At 67.3% G+C, this 15,789-nt stretch carries 15 protein-coding genes; 8 read left to right on the top strand and 7 right to left on the bottom strand.

Annotated features, from left to right (window positions below):
- Nucleotides 1-61: 61 nt before the first annotated feature.
- Both DOM66_RS10155 and DOM66_RS10160 read right to left on the bottom strand, forming a co-directional pair.
- The gene (locus tag DOM66_RS10155; protein ID WP_110690044.1) at nucleotides 62-1,060 is read right to left on the bottom strand and encodes a TRAP transporter substrate-binding protein; all 999 of its coding nucleotides are present in this window, start codon (nucleotides 1,058-1,060) and stop codon (nucleotides 62-64) included.
- Nucleotides 1,061-1,135: 75 nt separating this feature from the next.
- Complete coding sequence (locus DOM66_RS10160) at nucleotides 1,136-2,098, bottom strand: LysR family transcriptional regulator (protein WP_110690045.1); 963 nt, start codon at nucleotides 2,096-2,098, stop codon at nucleotides 1,136-1,138.
- Between the two features lie 292 nt (nucleotides 2,099-2,390).
- Here DOM66_RS10160 and DOM66_RS10165 point away from each other — a divergent pair, with 292 nt between their 5' ends.
- From DOM66_RS10165 to DOM66_RS10175, 3 genes are all read left to right on the top strand, one after another.
- On the top strand, nucleotides 2,391-3,143 hold the full coding sequence (locus DOM66_RS10165; protein ID WP_110678353.1) for a 5-oxoprolinase subunit PxpA: 753 nt from the start codon (nucleotides 2,391-2,393) through the stop codon (nucleotides 3,141-3,143).
- Nucleotides 3,140-3,853 (top strand): 5-oxoprolinase subunit PxpB, encoded by a 714-nt coding sequence (pxpB, locus tag DOM66_RS10170; protein WP_110690046.1) that lies wholly within the window; start codon nucleotides 3,140-3,142, stop codon nucleotides 3,851-3,853. The genes DOM66_RS10165 and pxpB overlap by 4 nt, the downstream gene beginning before the upstream one ends.
- Nucleotides 3,854-3,927: 74 nt before the next feature.
- On the top strand, nucleotides 3,928-4,860 hold the full coding sequence (locus DOM66_RS10175) for a 5-oxoprolinase subunit C family protein (RefSeq protein WP_110690292.1): 933 nt from the start codon (nucleotides 3,928-3,930) through the stop codon (nucleotides 4,858-4,860).
- A 69-nt stretch (nucleotides 4,861-4,929) separates the two neighbouring features.
- Here DOM66_RS10175 and DOM66_RS10180 read toward each other — a convergent pair whose 3' ends face one another.
- Nucleotides 4,930-5,382 carry a DUF4174 domain-containing protein gene (locus tag DOM66_RS10180; protein ID WP_110690047.1) on the bottom strand — a complete coding sequence of 151 codons (453 nt, stop codon included), beginning with the start codon at nucleotides 5,380-5,382 and terminating at the stop codon, nucleotides 4,930-4,932.
- Nucleotides 5,383-5,663: 281 nt separating this feature from the next.
- Between DOM66_RS10180 and DOM66_RS10185 the strand changes: the two genes are divergently transcribed.
- The 3 genes from DOM66_RS10185 to DOM66_RS10195 all read left to right on the top strand — a co-directional run bounded on the left by DOM66_RS10185 (nucleotide 5,664) and on the right by DOM66_RS10195 (nucleotide 8,632).
- Nucleotides 5,664-6,581 (top strand): MurR/RpiR family transcriptional regulator, encoded by a 918-nt coding sequence (locus tag DOM66_RS10185; protein ID WP_110690048.1) that lies wholly within the window; start codon nucleotides 5,664-5,666, stop codon nucleotides 6,579-6,581.
- 66 nt (nucleotides 6,582-6,647) lie between these two features.
- Nucleotides 6,648-7,943, top strand: a complete 1,296-nt coding sequence (locus DOM66_RS10190; protein ID WP_110690049.1) for a pyridoxal phosphate-dependent aminotransferase — start codon at nucleotides 6,648-6,650, stop codon at nucleotides 7,941-7,943.
- Between the two features lie 308 nt (nucleotides 7,944-8,251).
- Nucleotides 8,252-8,632 carry a DUF4168 domain-containing protein gene (locus DOM66_RS10195; protein WP_106418321.1) on the top strand — a complete coding sequence of 127 codons (381 nt, stop codon included), beginning with the start codon at nucleotides 8,252-8,254 and terminating at the stop codon, nucleotides 8,630-8,632.
- Nucleotides 8,633-8,901: 269 nt separating this feature from the next.
- Here the strand turns inward: DOM66_RS10195 and DOM66_RS10200 are convergent, their stop codons facing one another.
- From DOM66_RS10200 to DOM66_RS10210, 3 genes are all read right to left on the bottom strand, one after another.
- Nucleotides 8,902-9,444, bottom strand: a complete 543-nt coding sequence (locus DOM66_RS10200; RefSeq protein ID WP_110678361.1) for a PRC-barrel domain containing protein — start codon at nucleotides 9,442-9,444, stop codon at nucleotides 8,902-8,904.
- A gap of 133 nt (nucleotides 9,445-9,577) precedes the next feature.
- Complete coding sequence (locus tag DOM66_RS10205) at nucleotides 9,578-10,459, bottom strand: AEC family transporter (RefSeq protein ID WP_110690050.1); 882 nt, start codon at nucleotides 10,457-10,459, stop codon at nucleotides 9,578-9,580.
- A 123-nt stretch (nucleotides 10,460-10,582) separates the two neighbouring features.
- On the bottom strand, nucleotides 10,583-11,608 hold the full coding sequence (locus DOM66_RS10210) for a zinc-dependent alcohol dehydrogenase family protein (RefSeq protein ID WP_110678365.1): 1,026 nt from the start codon (nucleotides 11,606-11,608) through the stop codon (nucleotides 10,583-10,585).
- Between the two features lie 289 nt (nucleotides 11,609-11,897).
- On the opposite strand from DOM66_RS10210, the gene DOM66_RS10215 reads away from it, so the two are divergent.
- Nucleotides 11,898-12,809 (top strand): LysR family transcriptional regulator, encoded by a 912-nt coding sequence (locus DOM66_RS10215; protein WP_110678367.1) that lies wholly within the window; start codon nucleotides 11,898-11,900, stop codon nucleotides 12,807-12,809.
- A gap of 151 nt (nucleotides 12,810-12,960) precedes the next feature.
- Nucleotides 12,961-14,643, top strand: coding sequence for a multidrug ABC transporter permease/ATP-binding protein (locus DOM66_RS10220; RefSeq protein ID WP_110690051.1), 1,683 nt, complete (start codon nucleotides 12,961-12,963; stop codon nucleotides 14,641-14,643).
- Between the two features lie 169 nt (nucleotides 14,644-14,812).
- On the opposite strand, the gene DOM66_RS10225 is transcribed toward DOM66_RS10220, so the two are convergent.
- Nucleotides 14,813-15,787 (bottom strand): TIGR03915 family putative DNA repair protein, encoded by a 975-nt coding sequence (locus DOM66_RS10225; protein ID WP_110678371.1) that lies wholly within the window; start codon nucleotides 15,785-15,787, stop codon nucleotides 14,813-14,815.
- Between the last annotated feature and the right edge of the window lie 2 nt (nucleotides 15,788-15,789).

A 15,789-nucleotide genomic window follows, 5' to 3' on the forward strand; every position in this document is an offset into this window, starting at 1 on the left:
CGAGGGCCCAACGGCGGATGGGCCCGGCAAGGACCGCCGCGCGGGCGGTCCTGTGGGAGGCTTACTGGGACTGCTGGGCCTGGCGCTCGCGATAGCGTGTCACCAACTCCTTGGCCTGGTCGCCGGCGCGGGCCTGCCAATCCTCGAACAGCTGCTGACCGGCGGCCTTGAGCTGCTGCTGTAGCTCGGCGCTGGGCTGGCTGATGGTGATGCCGTGGGTCTCCAGCGCCTTGGCGCTCTTGGCGGCATCCGCCTTGCTCATCTGCCACCCGCGCTGCTCCGCCTTGGCGGCGGCGTCGAGCACGGCCTGGCGGGTGTCCGCGTCGAGGCGGTCGAAGGCGCGCTTGTTGACGAACACGATGTTCTTGGGCAGCCACAGCTTGGCGTCGTTGTAGTTCGAGACATAGTCCCACGCCGACATCGAGTTACCGGTGGAGACCGAGGTGATCATCGCATCGACACGGCCGGTGCTGAAGGCGGTGGGGATGTCCGCCTCTTCGGTCTGGGTGGGAATGCCGCCGAGGTTCTCGACGAAGCGCTGGGTGTTGATGTTGGGCGCACGCACGCGCAGGCCCTGGAACTGCGAGGCGTCGGTCAGGGTGAAATCGGTATAGATCCCCTGGGCCGGCCACGGCACCGCGTAGAGCGGCATCAGCCCCTCCTTGGCGAACAGCTCGGTGATGATCGGCTTGGACGCCTGCCACAGATCGAAGGCGTCCTGGTAGCTGGTGGCCAGGCCGGGCAGGGTATCGACTTCGTAGATCGGCGACTCGTTGGAGAGAATGGAGAGGAACACCTCGCCCGCCTGCACTGTACCGCGGCGCACCGACGGCTTGATCTCGGCATGACTGATCAGCGAGCCGCCACTGTGGACATTGATGGTCAGCTTGCCGTCGGTGGCCGCGGCGACATCCTCGGCGAACGCCTTGGTGTTCTGGGTGTGGAAGCTGGCATCGCCGTACGGCGTGGCGAGGTTCCACTGCTCGGCGAAGGCCGGCGTGGAGAGGCTCAGGGCGCCGGCGGCGGCCAGCATGCAGAGGGAAAAGACGCGATTGGGCATGAGACGGTCCTGATTATTATTGAATGAACGACATCTGAATCATTCTTCAAGCAGGCCGCCGATGGCGTCAAATCGTTAATTCTTATCCGCAGTATCGGTCCAGACTTTCACCCCTGGCAGTGGCGTCTCTGGCTGCTCGGCGTCCGCCCGGAAGTAGTCGGCGGCGCAGTCCTGGGCCAGCTGCGACACCCGGCGACAGAAGCTCGGATAGTTGCTGGTGCGCCAGGTCGCGTCGTAGTACATCGCCGGCAGCGGGCTCGGCAGCGCCAGCCGCAGCAGCTCGCCGCGGGCGCAGGCATCGGCCACGGTGGCCACCGGCAGCGACCCGATGCCGACACCGTCGACACTCATGCGCACGATGGTCATCAGCGTGGTCGAGCAGTGGATCTTGGGGTCCTCGAGGCCCTGCTCGGCGAGATAGGTCACCAGTTCGCCATAGGGGCGGGCGAGCTTGCTGAACGAGACGAAGGGGAAGCGCGCCAGCGCCGCGTTGCCGCCGCCCTCCAGCGCCGCGCGGTGCTGCGGGGCGACGAACAGGCCCATCTCGTAGGTCGCCAGCGGCAGCTGCTCCACCGCCAGGTTGGGCGCCACGCCATCCATGGCGAAGATCATGTCGAGGTCGTTGTCGGCCAGGCGCTGCTGCAGGAACGGCGAGATATCCACGGTCAGTTCGATGGTCAGCTGCGGGTGGCGCTCCGCCAGGCGGTTCAGGAAAGTGTTGAACCAGCTGTGGGCGATGGTCTCGATCACCCCCAGACGCAGCGTGCCGGAGAAATCCTCCTGATTCTGGAACAGGCGCAACGCCTCCTCGCGGCTCTCCAGCAGGCGCTCGGCGTGGGCGTAGAACTCGCGTCCGCGCAGGGTCGGCTGTACCGGCCGTGCCGAACGATCGAGCAGCGACTCGCCCACCGTCGCCTCCAGTCGCGTGATGCGGTCGGAGATGGAGGGTTGGGTCAGGTGCAGGCGCGTGGCGACCTTGCGAAAGGAGCCCAGTCTGACCACCCAGACGAAGGCTTCCAGCTCCTTGAAATCGAACATGCAGGGCCCTCGAGCAGACGGAAAAGGTGATCGATTCTTGGACGGCGGGGCGCAGGCGTCAACCGAGAGGGGCATCGGCGCGTCAACCATCCGATAGGTCCGGGGCATGAAAGGTTGCGCCGATACTGCGCATCGCGAAAAACGATTGGACCCTGACGTGAGCGCTTTCTTACAGTGCCATCAGGCAGCACTACCAAGCGTGATAACGCAAAGTCATCACAGCAAGCCATAACGACAAGCCATAACAACAAGTCACGACAGCGAGTCATGACGACAGCCAAGAGGTGATTCGATGCGCGTCCCCCTGCTCAACTGCGACATGGGCGAGAGCTTCGGCAACTGGCCCCTGGGGCTCGACGAACAGGCGATGCCCTACGTCGACTGTGCCAATATCGCCTGCGGCTTCCACGCCTCCGATCCTGACGTCATGCGCCGCACGGTGGCGCTGGCGATCGCCCATGACGTGCGCATCGGCGCGCATCCCGGCTATCCCGATCTGGTCGGTTTCGGCCGCCGCTCGCTGGCCTGCTCGGCGGCGGAGGTGGAGAACCTGATGCTCTACCAGATCGGTGCCCTGGAGGGCATGTGTCGGGCCGAGGGCGGGCGGGTCAGCTACGTCAAGCCACACGGCGCGCTCTACAACGACATGGCCCGCGACCCCGAGCTGTTGCGCGCGGCGATGGGCGCCATCGTGCGCTACGACCGCGAGCTGCCGCTGCTGGTGATGTCCACCGCGGACCCCGCGCCGGCGCGGGCGCTGGCGGAAGAGCTGGGCGTGACGCTGTGGTTCGAGACCTTCGCCGACCGCGCCTACGACGCCGATGGCCATCTGGTCTCGCGGCGCCAGCCCGGCGCTGTCCACCATGCGCGCGAGACGATCGTCGCCCAGGCGGTGACCCTGGCCCGGGGCGAGGCACTCACGGCCAGCGATGGCAGCGCCTTGACGCTGGCCGCGGATACCCTCTGCGTGCATGGCGACAACGCCGAGTCGGTGGCGGCGGTCAAGGCGATCCGCGAGGCGTTCCAGGCGCTGGAGGAAGCATGAGCCCGGCGCCCACGCCGCGGCTCGAGACCGTCGCCATGGATGCGCTGATGGTGCGCCTGTTCTCGCGCATCGACGAAGCCAACATGCCCTGGACCCTGGCCGCCGACAGCGCCCTGCGCGAGCGTTTCGGCGCCGCGCTGATCGATCTGGTGCCCTCCTATACCACGCTGCTGATCCACTACGACGTCACCCGGCTGACCCACGCCGAGGCGCGCGCGCTGGCCCTGGCGGCCCTCGACGGCCTGGAGCCGGCGGCGGCGAGCACAGCACGCGAGCACGTGATTCCGGTGTGGTACGACCCGAGCGTCGGCCCCGAGCTGGAGACCATCGCCGCGCGCCTCGAGATCTCCCCGCAGGAGGTGATTCGCCGCCACTGCGCGCGGGACTACTGCGCCTTCGCCCTGGGCTTCGCCCCCGGCTACGCCTTCATGGGGCTGGTCGAAGAGACGCTGGCCACGCCGCGGCTCGAGACACCGCGCCAGCGCGTGCCGGCGGGCAGCGTCGGTATCGCCGAGCGCCAGACCGCGATCTATCCGATGCGCTCGCCGGGGGGCTGGAACATCCTCGGGCGTACCGCGGTCAAGCTGTTCGACCGTGACCGCGAGGAGATCAGCCTGTTCCGGCCCGGGGATCGGGTGCGGTTCGAAGCGATCGATCGCGCCACCTTCATCGATCAGGGCGGTGACGTCACCCCGATGGAGGAGCGCTGATGGCCGGGTCGAACAATACAGCCGGTCTGCAGGCGAGCGCACAGCAGACGGCCGAGCAGCAGACAGGAGCGCACATGGCGCAGGAGACAGCGGGTGGCGCGCTGGTGGTGATCCAGGCCGGGCCCCAGGCGCTGGTGCAGGATCAGGGGCGCTTCGGCGTGCGCCATCTGGGGGTGACCCAGGGCGGTGCGCTCGACTGGGTATCGCTGGGCTGGGCCAACTGGCTGCTCGGCAATGCGCCCACCGCGGCGGGGCTGGAGGTCGCGGTGGGCGGACTGACGCTGGAGGCACAGTCGCGGTTGACGCTGGCGCTGGCCGGCGCGGATCTGAGCGCGCGGCTCGACGACACGCCGATCGCGCCCTACACCCACTTCGTCATCGAGGCCGGCCAGCAGCTGGTGTTCGAGCGCCCGCGGCACGGGCTGCGCGCCTACCTGGCGCTGCCCGGCGGAATCGCCGCCACGCCGGTGATGGGCAGCCTCGCCAGCGTGATGCGTGAGCAGCTGGGGGGCCTCGATGGCCAGGGCCGAGCGCTGGCCAAGGGGGACCGTCTGGTCGCCCGCCACGCCGAGTGCCGGACGCGCCGGCTCGACACGCCGCCGGACCCGGTCGCGGCCGGTGCGCCGCTGGCGCTGGTCACCGGCGCCCAGATCGCGCATTTCGACGGCAGCAGCCTGTTCGACGCCTTCAATCAGGCGTGGCAGGTCGACAGTCGTGCCGACCGCATGGGCGTGAGGCTCACCGGGCCGGTGCTGCGCTGCCGACTGGGCGGCATGATCTCCGAGGGGATCCCCCTGGGCGCGGTTCAGGTACCACCGGATGGCCAACCGATCGTACTGCTCAACGACCGCCAGACGGTGGGCGGCTACCCCCGGCTGGGGGCGCTGTCGCCACTGGCGTGTGCTCGGCTGGCGCAGTGCCAGCCGGGGGATAGCGTGCGCTTCGCGGCGGTCACCCCGCAGCGGGCCCGGCGTGACTATCTGGCCCAGCTCGCCCGTTGGCAGTGACCCCGAGCGGGCAGTGATGCCGACAGAGCGGCGGCGCCCCGGCACTGGCCGGGGCGCCGCAGGTAGAGGTCAACTGCCTGCGCGACGCATCGGCATGCGGTCGATGGTGTCATAGATCTGCTGCAGATCGACGTCGCCCTCAAGCTCCACTTTCTTGCCGCCATCCTTGCCCACCAGGATGGTGGTCACCCCCCGGCTCGGGTCGACCCCGAGTGCGTTGATCAGTGCGCGGGTCTCGTAGGGGGTCATCGCCACACCGTGGCGTGTCCCCTGGTCCCCCTCCACCGTATAGAGCAGCATCTCGCGCTCGTCGAACTGTGCCTGGGTCGCCGCCAACTGGCGGCGCAGGTCGCGGTAGGCTGGGGCCTGGGCGTCGGGCGTGACCACGATCAGGGGCCGGAACTGCCAGCGATCGGTGATCAGCGGGTTGGCCGGGTCGGCGCCTTGTGTGGTCTGTGCCTGGGCGCTGCCAATGCCCATGGCAGCGCTCAGCGCGAGGGTGGCGATCCACCGGGTTTTCATGGCTGTCTCTCCCTGGGTTGGGTCAGGCGTGTTGAGATCTCTCATCGCGGCTCGCCTGGGAAATCTCGACAGGCCCAAGGTGGGGTGGCGCGAATCATCAACCTGGACCATGAGTGTGTAGAGCCCTGGCGCGTGAGGACTATCCGACGATGGTGTGTCGGGATACAGCCTAGCGTGTCTCCATCACGGCGGGGAGAGTCCCGCATCGTTGCAGGCTTGCAAATAAATTTGCAAAAAAGGAAATCAAGGGTTAGCGTCACTTCATTACAGGGAGGACGGTCATGACCGCCACCGCCGGTTTCGAGATGCCACCCACCTCCATCGCCGCGCTGCAGGCGCTGGCAATTGCCGCACGTCGCGGCGAGGCGCAGGCGCCCAAGCTCACGCCGGGCGCGCTCAAGCTGCTGGAGCAGCTGCTGGGCGCCCCCGAGCCGGCCGCGACCCTGAGCATCTCAGGGCTGGCCGAGCGCAACGGGGTCAACGCCTCCAGCCTGACCCGCCTGGCCCACGCCCTGGAGCTGAGTGGCTTCAAGGCGCTGCAGGCGCTGTTCCGCGCCGATGCTGCCAGCGGCGCTTTCTACTCCACCCGCGCCGAGCGCCTGCTCGATCTGAGCCACAGCGCCGCGAGCGAGGCCCGGGGCCCGCAGCAACAGCAGCTGTGGGATGAAGAGTCGATCAACCTGGCCCGGACGCTGGAGCACTTGAGCGAAAAGAGCCTGGCGCAGGCGGTGCAGGCACTGATCGAGGCACGGCGCATCCATGTGGTCGGGCAGCGTGCCTGCTTCGCCGGAGCCCACTATCTCGCCTACTACCTCGGCTATCTGCGCGGTGACGTACGTCTGGTCGACTCCCTCGGCGGCACCAATCTGGAGCTGGCGCGGGAGCTCGGCGAAGGGGACCTGGTGGTGGGTATTGCCTACCGTCCCGAGACCCGGGTCAGCGTGGATTACTGCCAGCAGGCGCAGGAGCAGGGGGCGCGGCTGCTGGCGCTGACCAATCACCCTGCGTCACGTCTGGCCGAGATGGCCTGGCTGACGCTGGTGGCCCAGGCCCAGGGGCCGTTCTTCTTCAACCCCATGGGCAGTCTGTTCGTCACCCTGGAGACGCTGCTGGCGTGCATGGCCCATGAGATGGGCGCCGACGCGGTAGCCTCGATCCGGCGTCGCGAAGCCATGATCGCGCGCTGGCAGGTGGAGTGAGCGTGCGCCGCGATCTCGCGCCACCCCATCACGTGCCCCCCTTCAATCCATAGGAGCCATCTGCACATGACCGCCTCTACCGGGCTCGCTGCCGACTGCCTGGCCGCCGCCTACCGGCAAGATGCCAACGCCACCCCGGCATCGGATACGCTGCTGATCAACGAGCAGTCCCGCCTGCGCGAGTCGCAGGGGCAGCGCATCGTCAAGTTCGGCTTCGGCCAGTCGCCGTTCCCGGTGTGCGGAGCGGCGGTGGAGGCGCTCTCCATCCACGCCGCCAGCAAGGCTTATCTACCGGTGCAGGGGTTGGCGGCGCTGCGTGAGCAGGTGGCAGCGTTCCACCGTGAGCTGGACGCCACCGAGTGGGTGGCGGAGCGGGTGCTGATCGGCCCCGGCAGCAAGCTGCTGCTGTTTGCCCTGATCAAGGCGCTGCCGGCGGCAGAGATCCTGATTCCGGCGCCGGCCTGGGTCTCCTATGCGCCCCAGGCACGCCTGGCGGGGCAGCCCGCGGTCAAGCTGGAAGCGAGCTTCGCCTCGCGCTGGCAGATCTCGCCGCAGCAGCTCGACGAACACTGCCGCGCCGGCGGTCCGCGCCTCCGGCTGTTGATTCTCAACGCGCCGGGCAATCCCACCGGGCTGTCGCCGGACGCCGACCATCAGGCGGCGCTGGCCGAGGTGGCGCGACGCCATGGCATCATCGTGCTGGCCGACGAGATCTATGCGCCGCTGCATCACCAGGGCGCCCACCGGGCGTTCGCCCGCGACTATCCCGAGGCCACGGTGACCACCAGCGGTCTCTCCAAGTGGTGTGGTGCCGGTGGTTGGCGTCTCGGCGTGATGCAGGTACCGCCGGCGCTGGGCGAGGAGCTGATGGCGCGGCTACTGGGCATCGCCTCCGAAACCTGGTCGAGCGTGGCCAGCCCGGTACAGGAGGCGGCCTGCGTCGCCTACCGCCACACGCCGCAGCTCGCCGCTTATCTGCAGCGTCAGCGCGCCTGGCTTTCATTGATCGGGCAGTGGTGCAGCGCCGAGCTCAATGCGGCGGGCATTCGCACCCACGCTCCGGACGGCGGCTTCTATCTATTCCCCGACTTCGAGGCGCAGCGTGACAGGCTCGCGGCACGCGGCATTCATACCAGTGCCGAGCTCACTGCCCGCCTGCTCGAGGAGACCGGTGTGGCGCTGCTGCCGGGATCGGCCTTCGGCTGTGCGCCTGAGCAGTTGAGCGCCAGGCTGGCCTATGTCGACTTCGACGGCGAACAGCTGCTGGGGCAGGACCCGGCGCGACTCGAGGCGCCGCTGGAGGTGGCGGCCCTGGCGCGGGTCCGCGACGGTATCCACGCGCTCGTCGAGTGGCTATCCTGAGAGGGGTGGGCGCTGCCACCGGCATGACCGAGGCTGCTGGCTGATGAATTCAGCGTTTTCTCGGACTGCCGGAGAGGGTGTTTACAAATTCGGCGAGCGAAGGCAAGGCAAAATCGGTCGAAAAACGGACCGGGCTCGCGTACGCGGCCGATGTTAACGCCGTATTGCCGAGCGCAGATATCTTGTACACACCCTCGGAGGGCACGAGACACATTTCATTGCCGAGAGAAACACTTTCTACGGGAACTCTTGGCCATGTGAGGCATCCCACTTAGGCACATGCAGAAAATCGATATCTGGAGGATTGAATGCAACGGATCACTGCGTTTCTCGCGGCAGCCATGATGACCACCGGGCTGGCCAGCGCGCCGGTCATGGCTCAGGATACCGCCGACAGCGCCGCCAAGACCCAGGCGCCGGCGAAAAACTTCTCCGACGCGCAGCTGCAGCACTTCGCTGACGCCTCGCAGCAGATCGCCTCGATCTCGCAGGACTACACCGAGCAGCTGCAAAATGCCTCCGACGAGGGCGAACAGCAGAAGATTCGCCAGCAGGCCAACGACGAGATGGTCCAGGCCGTGAAGGACAACGAGATGAGCGTCGAGCAGTTCAACGCCATCGGTCAAGCCATTCAGCAGGATCCGCAGCTGATGCAACGCGTGCAGGGCATGGTGCAGAAGAAGCAGTAAGCGACTGCTGCCAGCGCCTTCAGCGCCCCGCCCCGGCTCGTCCGGGGCGGGGCGCTCTGTTTTGGGGCCTGATAGGTCTAGGCTGTTGCCAGCCAGGAGTGGCAGGGCACCAAGATAGTGCCGGGAGCGATGCTGGACGCCGAAGGGGGCCGAAGTCTGGCGGGCAACCTGCGTCAAGGAGGGCAGGGCACAAAAAAACCGCCGATCGCAGGATCGGCGGTCTGGTTTTCGGCAACCCATGATGTCATTTCATGGGCTGCGGCGACGGCTCAGTTGTTGCCGTCGATGGCGTTGCTGGCATCACGCAGCAGATTGGAGGTGGCCTCCTTGGTGCTCTGCCAGGCGCTGGAGGCGCCCTGTTTGGTCTGCTCCCAAGCCTGTGCGGCGTTGGTCTTGGCCTGCTGCCACCAATCGTTGGTGTACTCGGGCTGCTGCTTCAGGGCGCTCTTGTCGATATCCAGCACCACGCGATACTCGATGTCGTCGAGGTTGTCGGCGTGGACCGTCTCGACGGTGAAGTCGCCTTTCTGGACCACGAACTCACGATCACCCATGTCGAGCACGCCGCCAGCTTCGATCACCAGCGCCTGAACGCCCATGTCTTCGCCCAGCAGGATGTCTTCGACATCGCCGATATCATCTTTGGGCGCGCTCTTCAGATAGACGTCGGCGTCCATCAGCTCCCCGGCGGAGTAGAGTCCCTGCAGGTCCTGCTTGGCGGTATCCTGGGCCAGGGCGGCCTGGGACATGCCAGCGGAACCGGCGACCAGCGCGGCGGCACCCAGAGTCTGCTTCCATGACAGTTTTTGCATCTTCGTCTCCTTGCCTGAAGGCTCCATTGACGAACCAATATCCTTTGCAACCTGCGGTAATACTTTGAAAAACCGTCAGATTACGTGTCTGTAATATAGTCGTTGACTGGGGCTTTGCAAGGCGCCTGCGCGCTTAGCTCGGCAATAGGAATGCCAGCTCCAGCGGCAGATAGACGAACGCCAGCAGCGTCGAGCAGAACACCAGACTGGCGACGTACTCCGGCTCGCGCCGGGCACGCTGGGCGAACAGATAGTTGTAGACCGCCACCGGCATGCTCATCTGCAGGGCCAGGGCGCTGGCGGCGAGGGGCGGCAGGCCGAGCAGGGCGGCGACGCCGAAGGAGAGCCCCAGGGCGATGGGCACCCGGCAAAGGGTGAAGAGCAGACCCGAGGAGAGGCTGCGCGCCTGGATGCTGGCCAGCGACACCCCCAGGGTGATCAGCATCAGCGGAATGGTCAGCCCGGAGAGCAGATGCACGGTGTTGCCGAGCCAGGCCGGCAACGGTGTGCCGCTTAACAGGAAGAGCAGGGAGAGGGCGATGCTGTAGAGCGTGGGGTTTTTCAGCAGAGCCTTCCACGGGTTGCCCCGCGACGCCATCATCATGCCGAAGGTGAACTGGATCAGGGCGTTGGCGACCCAGGCGGTCATGGCGAAGGTGAAACCGGCGTGGCCGAAGGCGTAGAGCGATACCGGCAGACCCATGTTGCCGGTATTGGGGTACATCATCGGTGACAGGATCACCCGCCACGACTTGTTCAGCAGCCGCGCCACGCCCAGGCTGGCCAGCGCCAGGCCGGCGAGCACCAGCAAGGTCGCCAGCAGGGTCATGCCGAAGTCGCCCGGATCGACATCGGCATTGGCGAGCGAGGCGAGCACCAGCGCCGGTGTGCCGACATTGAACACCAGCTTGGTCACGAACTCGGTGGGGTAGCTGTAGCCGAGCCGAATCCAGCCGAAGCCGATGCTCGCGCCGGCCAGCACCGGCGCCATCACGGCGAAGAGTTGAGCGAGCATGCGGGTGTTTCCCCATCAGCGGTGACAGTGCGAGCCAGGTGGAGCCGATCACGCTCCAGGCGCGCCATTGTCGTCAATCCCGCGGCGGCGTCAATTCGCGGCGTCTGGCCGGCGCGGCGGCGGTCACTTCTTCGTCACCTCGAGCACGATGCGCCCATGGTGGTTGGCGCAGGTCTCCAGATAGCGGTGCGCTTCGATCACCTCGCTGAAGTCGAAGCAGTGATCGATCTGCGGGCGCAGCTCGCCGCTGAGGGTCATGCGCTCGACGTCGGCAATCGCGCGCGCCAGCGCCGGACGATTCTGGGGGATATCCAGCTCCGGCTTGCCGCTGAAGTTGGAGAGGCTGTGAACATGGAACTGGATGTTCTTGCGAAAGGCCGCCTGTGCCGGGAACGAGGTCTCGTTGCCGCCGAGCAGGCCATAGAGGATCAGCCGCCCGCGCGGCGCCATGACCTCGCCCAGCAGGTTGAACTGGGGACCGCCGAGGGCATCCAGCGCGACATCGACGCCCTGGCCGTCGGTGAGCTTGGTCACTTTCTTGACCAGATCCTGGGTCTCGGTATGTATCACCGCGTCGGCACCCAGGGTCTTCAAATAGTCGATGGCGCCTTCGTGGGGTGTCGCTGCGATCACCCGGGCGCCCAGAGCGTGGGCCACCTGCACCGCGTAGGGGCCGCCGATATGGCAGGCGCCGGTGATCAGTACGGTCTCGCCGGGCTGCAGCGCGGCGATCTCGCAAAAGCCGAGCCAACTGACCAGCGACGGCAGATAGTGCACGCTCGCCTCGATTGCCGAGAGCTGGGGCGGATAGGCGATCAGCGCCTCCACCGGGAGCACCGTGTGCTCGGCGTAGGTGGCGTAGCGGTTGGGGTCGAAGGCGGGGATCGAGGCGACCCGGTCGCCGGGGCGGAACGCCTCGACGCCGGGCCCGACGGCGACCACCCGCCCGGCCATCTCGCTGCCCAGGCCCGCGGGCAGGGTGGCCCGGGTCGGCCCCATGTTGCGCCGCCACAGTACATCGTGCCAATTGACCCCGATGGCCTCGGTGGCGATCGCGACTTCCCCGGCAGCGGGTTCCTGCGCTGGGGACTCGATGATGTCGAGGACTTCGGCACCGCCGAATCGTTGAAATTGTATCGTGCGTGACATGGCACACCTCGGACGTTCCGAATCTGTTATCCGACTCTATCGATGATGATCGCGACACACTATGCTCGATCATCGATACTGGCTATAACGCGTATCGATAACCGCGATGGGACGCCGGTCGCCGCTGCCGGTACCCTCGGCTCGGCGGCCGGGTTCGGCGTGGAGTGCGCGACCGACCCGCCTGCGTGCGGTGAGGCACGCCAGGGGCAGGCGACGGTGTGGTAGAGCGGCGGTGTAGTAGGGCGGCGGTGTAGTAGGGCGATTTTGTGGTAAGGCGAGGGAGTGGGTGATGAATCGAAGCGACCTGCGTGGCGTCGACTTCAAACTGCTGGTGGTCTTCGAGACGCTGATGCAGGAGCGCAGCGTCTCCCGGGCGGCGGAGCGGCTGTTCCTGGGGCAGCCGGCGACCAGCGCCGCCCTTGGACGGCTGCGCGACGTGTTCGGCGATCCGCTGCTGGTGCGCACCGGGCGCCAGATGGTGCCCACGGCGCGGGCGCTGGAGATCTACGATCAGCTGCAGCCGGCGCTGGATGCGATCTCCAGCGTGCTCAGCCGCACCAGCAGCTTCGACCCCAGTACCAGCGAGGCGGTGTTCCGCGTCGGCTTCAGCGACGATATCGAGTTCGCCCTGCTGCCGGCGCTGCTCAAGCGCCTGCGTACCGAGGCGCCGGGCATCGTGCTGGTGGTGCGCCGGGCCGACTTCCACCTCATGCCGCAGCTGCTCAACACCGGCGAGATCACCGTCGCCGCCGGCTACGCCCGCGACCTGCCCGCCAACGCCAAGCAGAAGACCCTGCGCCACTCACGGGCCAAGGTGCTGCGTGCCGACGGCCGCCCCGGCGCGCTGACCCTGGACGACTACTGCGAACGTCCCCATGTGCTGGTGTCGTTCGACGGCGACCTGCACGGCTACGTCGATGACCTGCTCGCCGCCAACGGGCGCCGGCGTCGGATCGTGCTCGCCGTACCGCAGTTCAACAGCCTCGCCTCGCTGCTGCAGGAGACCGACATGCTGGCCACGGTACCGGATTACGCCGCCGACGTGCTCGCCGCCCAGGGCGGGTTGCGGGTCGACGAGCTGCCGCTGGAACGCCAGCCCTCGGCGCTGAGCATGGTGTGGCAGAGCGTCTACGACAACGATCCCGCCGAGCGCTGGCTGCGTTCGCGGATTCAGATGATGTTCGCCGACGACGAGGCGTGACGCGGAGCGCGGCTTGACTTCGTGAGTGAAGATCAGAATCATTCGCGCTTGCGCCGGGTGCGCCCGCCGCTCCGACTCCGCCCTCACGCCGCCGCCGCCGCATGCCGGCTGATCCGCTGGCGGAGCCATTTCCGCCACCGACAGGATCGGCATGGAACTACTGCGCGTCGTCTTTCGTCACTACCGCTGGCCGTTCGTCGGTGTGATGCTCCTCAGCCTTCTCAGCGCGGTGCTGGGGATCGGCGTGATCGCCTTCATCAACCATGCGCTGATCGCCACCGAGGGGAGTGTCGGCGACAGCCGCGTGCTGACCACCCTGGTGCCGTTCATCGGCCTGGTGGCGCTGCTGCTGGCGGTGACCCTGGGCTCGCAGCTGGCGCTCACCACGCTGGGCCATCACTTCGTCTACCGCCTGCGCGAGCGGCTGATCAAACGCATCCTCGACACCGACATCGAACGCCTGGAGCAGCTCGGCAGCGCCCATCTGCTGGCCAGCCTGTCGAGCGATATCCGCAATGTCACCATCGCCTTCGTGCGGCTGCCGGAGCTGGTCCAGGGGGTGATCATCACCCTGGCCTCGGTGGCCTATCTGCTGTGGCTGTCGCCGCCGCTGCTGATGGTCACCGCGGTGTGGATCGCCTTCACCATGCTGGTGGGGTGGTGGCTGGTATCGCGGGTCTATCACCATATTCATATCACCCGCACCACCGACGATCGCCTCTATCGCGACTACGAGACGGTGATCCACGGCCGCAAGGAGCTCTCGCTCAACCGGGACCGCGCGCGGCATCTGCTGGAGGAGGTGTATGACGCCCATGCCCGCACCTACCGTGACCACATCATCCGCGCCGACACCTTCCATCTGAGTGCCGGCAACTGGACCAATATCATGATGCTCGGTGCCATCGGCGTGGTGTTCTTCCTCGCCAACGGCCTGGGCTGGTCCAATACCGCGGTCGCTGCCACCTTCTCGCTGACGCTGCTGTTCCTGCGCTCGCCGCTGATCCAGGCGGTGGGGGCAACGCCGACCCTGATCACCGCCCAGGTCTCGTTCGACAAGCTGCGCGAGCTGGAGCTGGCGCCTTATCGCGCCTCCTTCGACCTGGTCGAGGATCACGGCGAGTGGCAGACGCTGTCACTGCGCGGGGTCACCTATCGCTACCCCGGGCGCGCGGGGCGCGAGGGCTTTGCGGTGGGGCCGCTCGATCTCGCGCTCACCCGTGGCGAGCAGGTCTATCTGATCGGCGGCAACGGCAGCGGCAAGTCGACCCTGGCCAAGCTGCTGACCGGGCTCTACCGGCCGCACTCCGGCGAGATCCAGGTCGACGGCGTGGCGGTCACCGAGGCCGAGTGGCCGCGCTATCGTCAGCGCTTCGCCGCGGTCTATACCGACTTCCATCAGTTCGATCGGCTGATGGGGCCGCGCGGCGGTGCGGCCGATCCGGCGCTGCTCGACAACTGGCTGGAGACGCTGCAGCTGGCGCGCAAGCTCGAGCTGGACGCCGGCCAGGTGCTGGATACCGAGCTCTCCCAGGGGCAGCGCAAGCGTCTGGCACTGCTGATGGCGCTGGTCGAGCAGCGCCAGATCTTGCTGCTCGACGAGTGGGCGGCGGACCAGGACCCCCAGTTCCGCCGGGTCTTCTACCGCGAGCTGATGCCGCGCTTCCGCGAACTCGGCATCACCGTGTTCGCCATCAGCCATGACGACCACTACTTCGCCCACGCTGACCGCCTGCTGGAGATGCGCGACGGCCAGCTGTTCGAACTCACCGGCGAGGCGCGCGACCTCGCCAGCCGCGATGCGGTGGCGCGGATCGATACCGCCTCTCCTTGAGCGCACCCTGTGCGTGCAACGCCCCGGGAAGCGCTGAATAAATTGCCGAACGAGATGAAGGGCAAGGCGCACGGAACGCAGAAGGCGAGACATAACAGGGGGTTAGGCGAGTCTTCGAGTACCGCGCAACGTAGTCATTCGCTCGTGCAGGCATTTATGCAGTGGTTCCCTAGCGGCGTGCTGGCGGCAGCGTCTTGCCCTTGCGCTCGCCGACGCTCGCCTCCTGTGCCAGGCGCCGCCCACCGTGGCGGGCGCGGGCCTCGAGTTCGGGGATCAGGTCGCCTTCGCTGAGATGACGCCAGAAGCGTTGCGGCATGTGCTGGGTCATGACCCGATGATTGAGCCGCGCCGGATTGAAGGTGCTGACGAAGTAGGTGCGCCAGAGCGCGTGCTCGCTATCCTCGCCGGCGGTCTGGGCCGCCCGGGCCCTGGCCGCCCAGGCTGGCGGGCAGGGTGTGCGGTAATCCAGCTGTTCGCCGTTCCAGGCCACGCCGCCCCGCGGGGTGGCGATCAGGAAGGGGTTGCTGCCCAGGCGGTCGGCGAAGTGCTCGGCACCCAGCTCGAGCACATCGTGGGCCGGCTCGAACCAGGCGATGAAACTGGCTTTCGACTCTTCCACGCTCTGGTAATCCTCCCTGGCATGGAACTCTTCCCCGCCAGAGGCTCTCTTCGCGCCCCGCGCATCCGCCTCGTCTCCATCCGTGTCGTCGCGATAAAAGCGCAGGAAGGCGTGCATATGGTGCGCCTCGCGCTTGACCGCATGGTGGCGCTGGTGCAGCACGCGGCCATCGACGTCGGCGGCGTGGATGGCCGCGCGCTCGCCCTGATGCAGGCGCCACATCACCCGGTAGAGCAGCGCCCAGCGGCCCTGTTCGCCCTCACCGCAACGATAGCGGGAGGCGCGTTCGAGCAGGGCCAGGTCCTCACGGGCGATGCGCACCGGGGGCGGCGGCACGCTCGGCTCGGGCAGCCTGATAGCGCCGGCCTCGGCGCTGGCGAAGAGATCCTCCTGGACCTCGCGGGCATCCTCCCATATCACCGCCGCCGGCGGCACGCCGGCCTGCAGCAGGCGCCGGGCGGCGTCGCGCCACTGGCCGAAGTCCGCGGCGGGCACGACCCAGGGCGTGGACGAGGCAAGCGTCATCG

It is taken from the genome of Salinicola endophyticus (assembly GCF_003206575.1).
GTDB classification, from domain to species: Bacteria; Pseudomonadota; Gammaproteobacteria; order Pseudomonadales; family Halomonadaceae; genus Salinicola; species Salinicola endophyticus.

What these genes read in the sequence shown, in the direction of transcription:
- DOM66_RS10155 (WP_110690044.1), bottom strand. Translation starts at nt 1,060, where the DNA reads ATGCCCAATCGCGTCTTTTCCCTCTGCATGCTGGCCGCCGCCGGCGCC.
- DOM66_RS10160 (WP_110690045.1), bottom strand. Translation starts at nt 2,098, where the DNA reads ATGTTCGATTTCAAGGAGCTGGAAGCCTTCGTCTGGGTGGTCAGACTG.
- DOM66_RS10165 (WP_110678353.1), top strand. Translation starts at nt 2,391, where the DNA reads ATGCGCGTCCCCCTGCTCAACTGCGACATGGGCGAGAGCTTCGGCAAC.
- pxpB (WP_110690046.1), top strand. Translation starts at nt 3,140, where the DNA reads ATGAGCCCGGCGCCCACGCCGCGGCTCGAGACCGTCGCCATGGATGCG.
- DOM66_RS10175 (WP_110690292.1), top strand. Translation starts at nt 3,928, where the DNA reads ATGGCGCAGGAGACAGCGGGTGGCGCGCTGGTGGTGATCCAGGCCGGG.
- DOM66_RS10180 (WP_110690047.1), bottom strand. Translation starts at nt 5,382, where the DNA reads ATGAAAACCCGGTGGATCGCCACCCTCGCGCTGAGCGCTGCCATGGGC.
- DOM66_RS10185 (WP_110690048.1), top strand. Translation starts at nt 5,664, where the DNA reads ATGACCGCCACCGCCGGTTTCGAGATGCCACCCACCTCCATCGCCGCG.
- DOM66_RS10190 (WP_110690049.1), top strand. Translation starts at nt 6,648, where the DNA reads ATGACCGCCTCTACCGGGCTCGCTGCCGACTGCCTGGCCGCCGCCTAC.
- DOM66_RS10195 (WP_106418321.1), top strand. Translation starts at nt 8,252, where the DNA reads ATGCAACGGATCACTGCGTTTCTCGCGGCAGCCATGATGACCACCGGG.
- DOM66_RS10200 (WP_110678361.1), bottom strand. Translation starts at nt 9,444, where the DNA reads ATGCAAAAACTGTCATGGAAGCAGACTCTGGGTGCCGCCGCGCTGGTC.
- DOM66_RS10205 (WP_110690050.1), bottom strand. Translation starts at nt 10,459, where the DNA reads ATGCTCGCTCAACTCTTCGCCGTGATGGCGCCGGTGCTGGCCGGCGCG.
- DOM66_RS10210 (WP_110678365.1), bottom strand. Translation starts at nt 11,608, where the DNA reads ATGTCACGCACGATACAATTTCAACGATTCGGCGGTGCCGAAGTCCTC.
- DOM66_RS10215 (WP_110678367.1), top strand. Translation starts at nt 11,898, where the DNA reads ATGAATCGAAGCGACCTGCGTGGCGTCGACTTCAAACTGCTGGTGGTC.
- DOM66_RS10220 (WP_110690051.1), top strand. Translation starts at nt 12,961, where the DNA reads ATGGAACTACTGCGCGTCGTCTTTCGTCACTACCGCTGGCCGTTCGTC.
- DOM66_RS10225 (WP_110678371.1), bottom strand. Translation starts at nt 15,787, where the DNA reads ATGACGCTTGCCTCGTCCACGCCCTGGGTCGTGCCCGCCGCGGACTTC.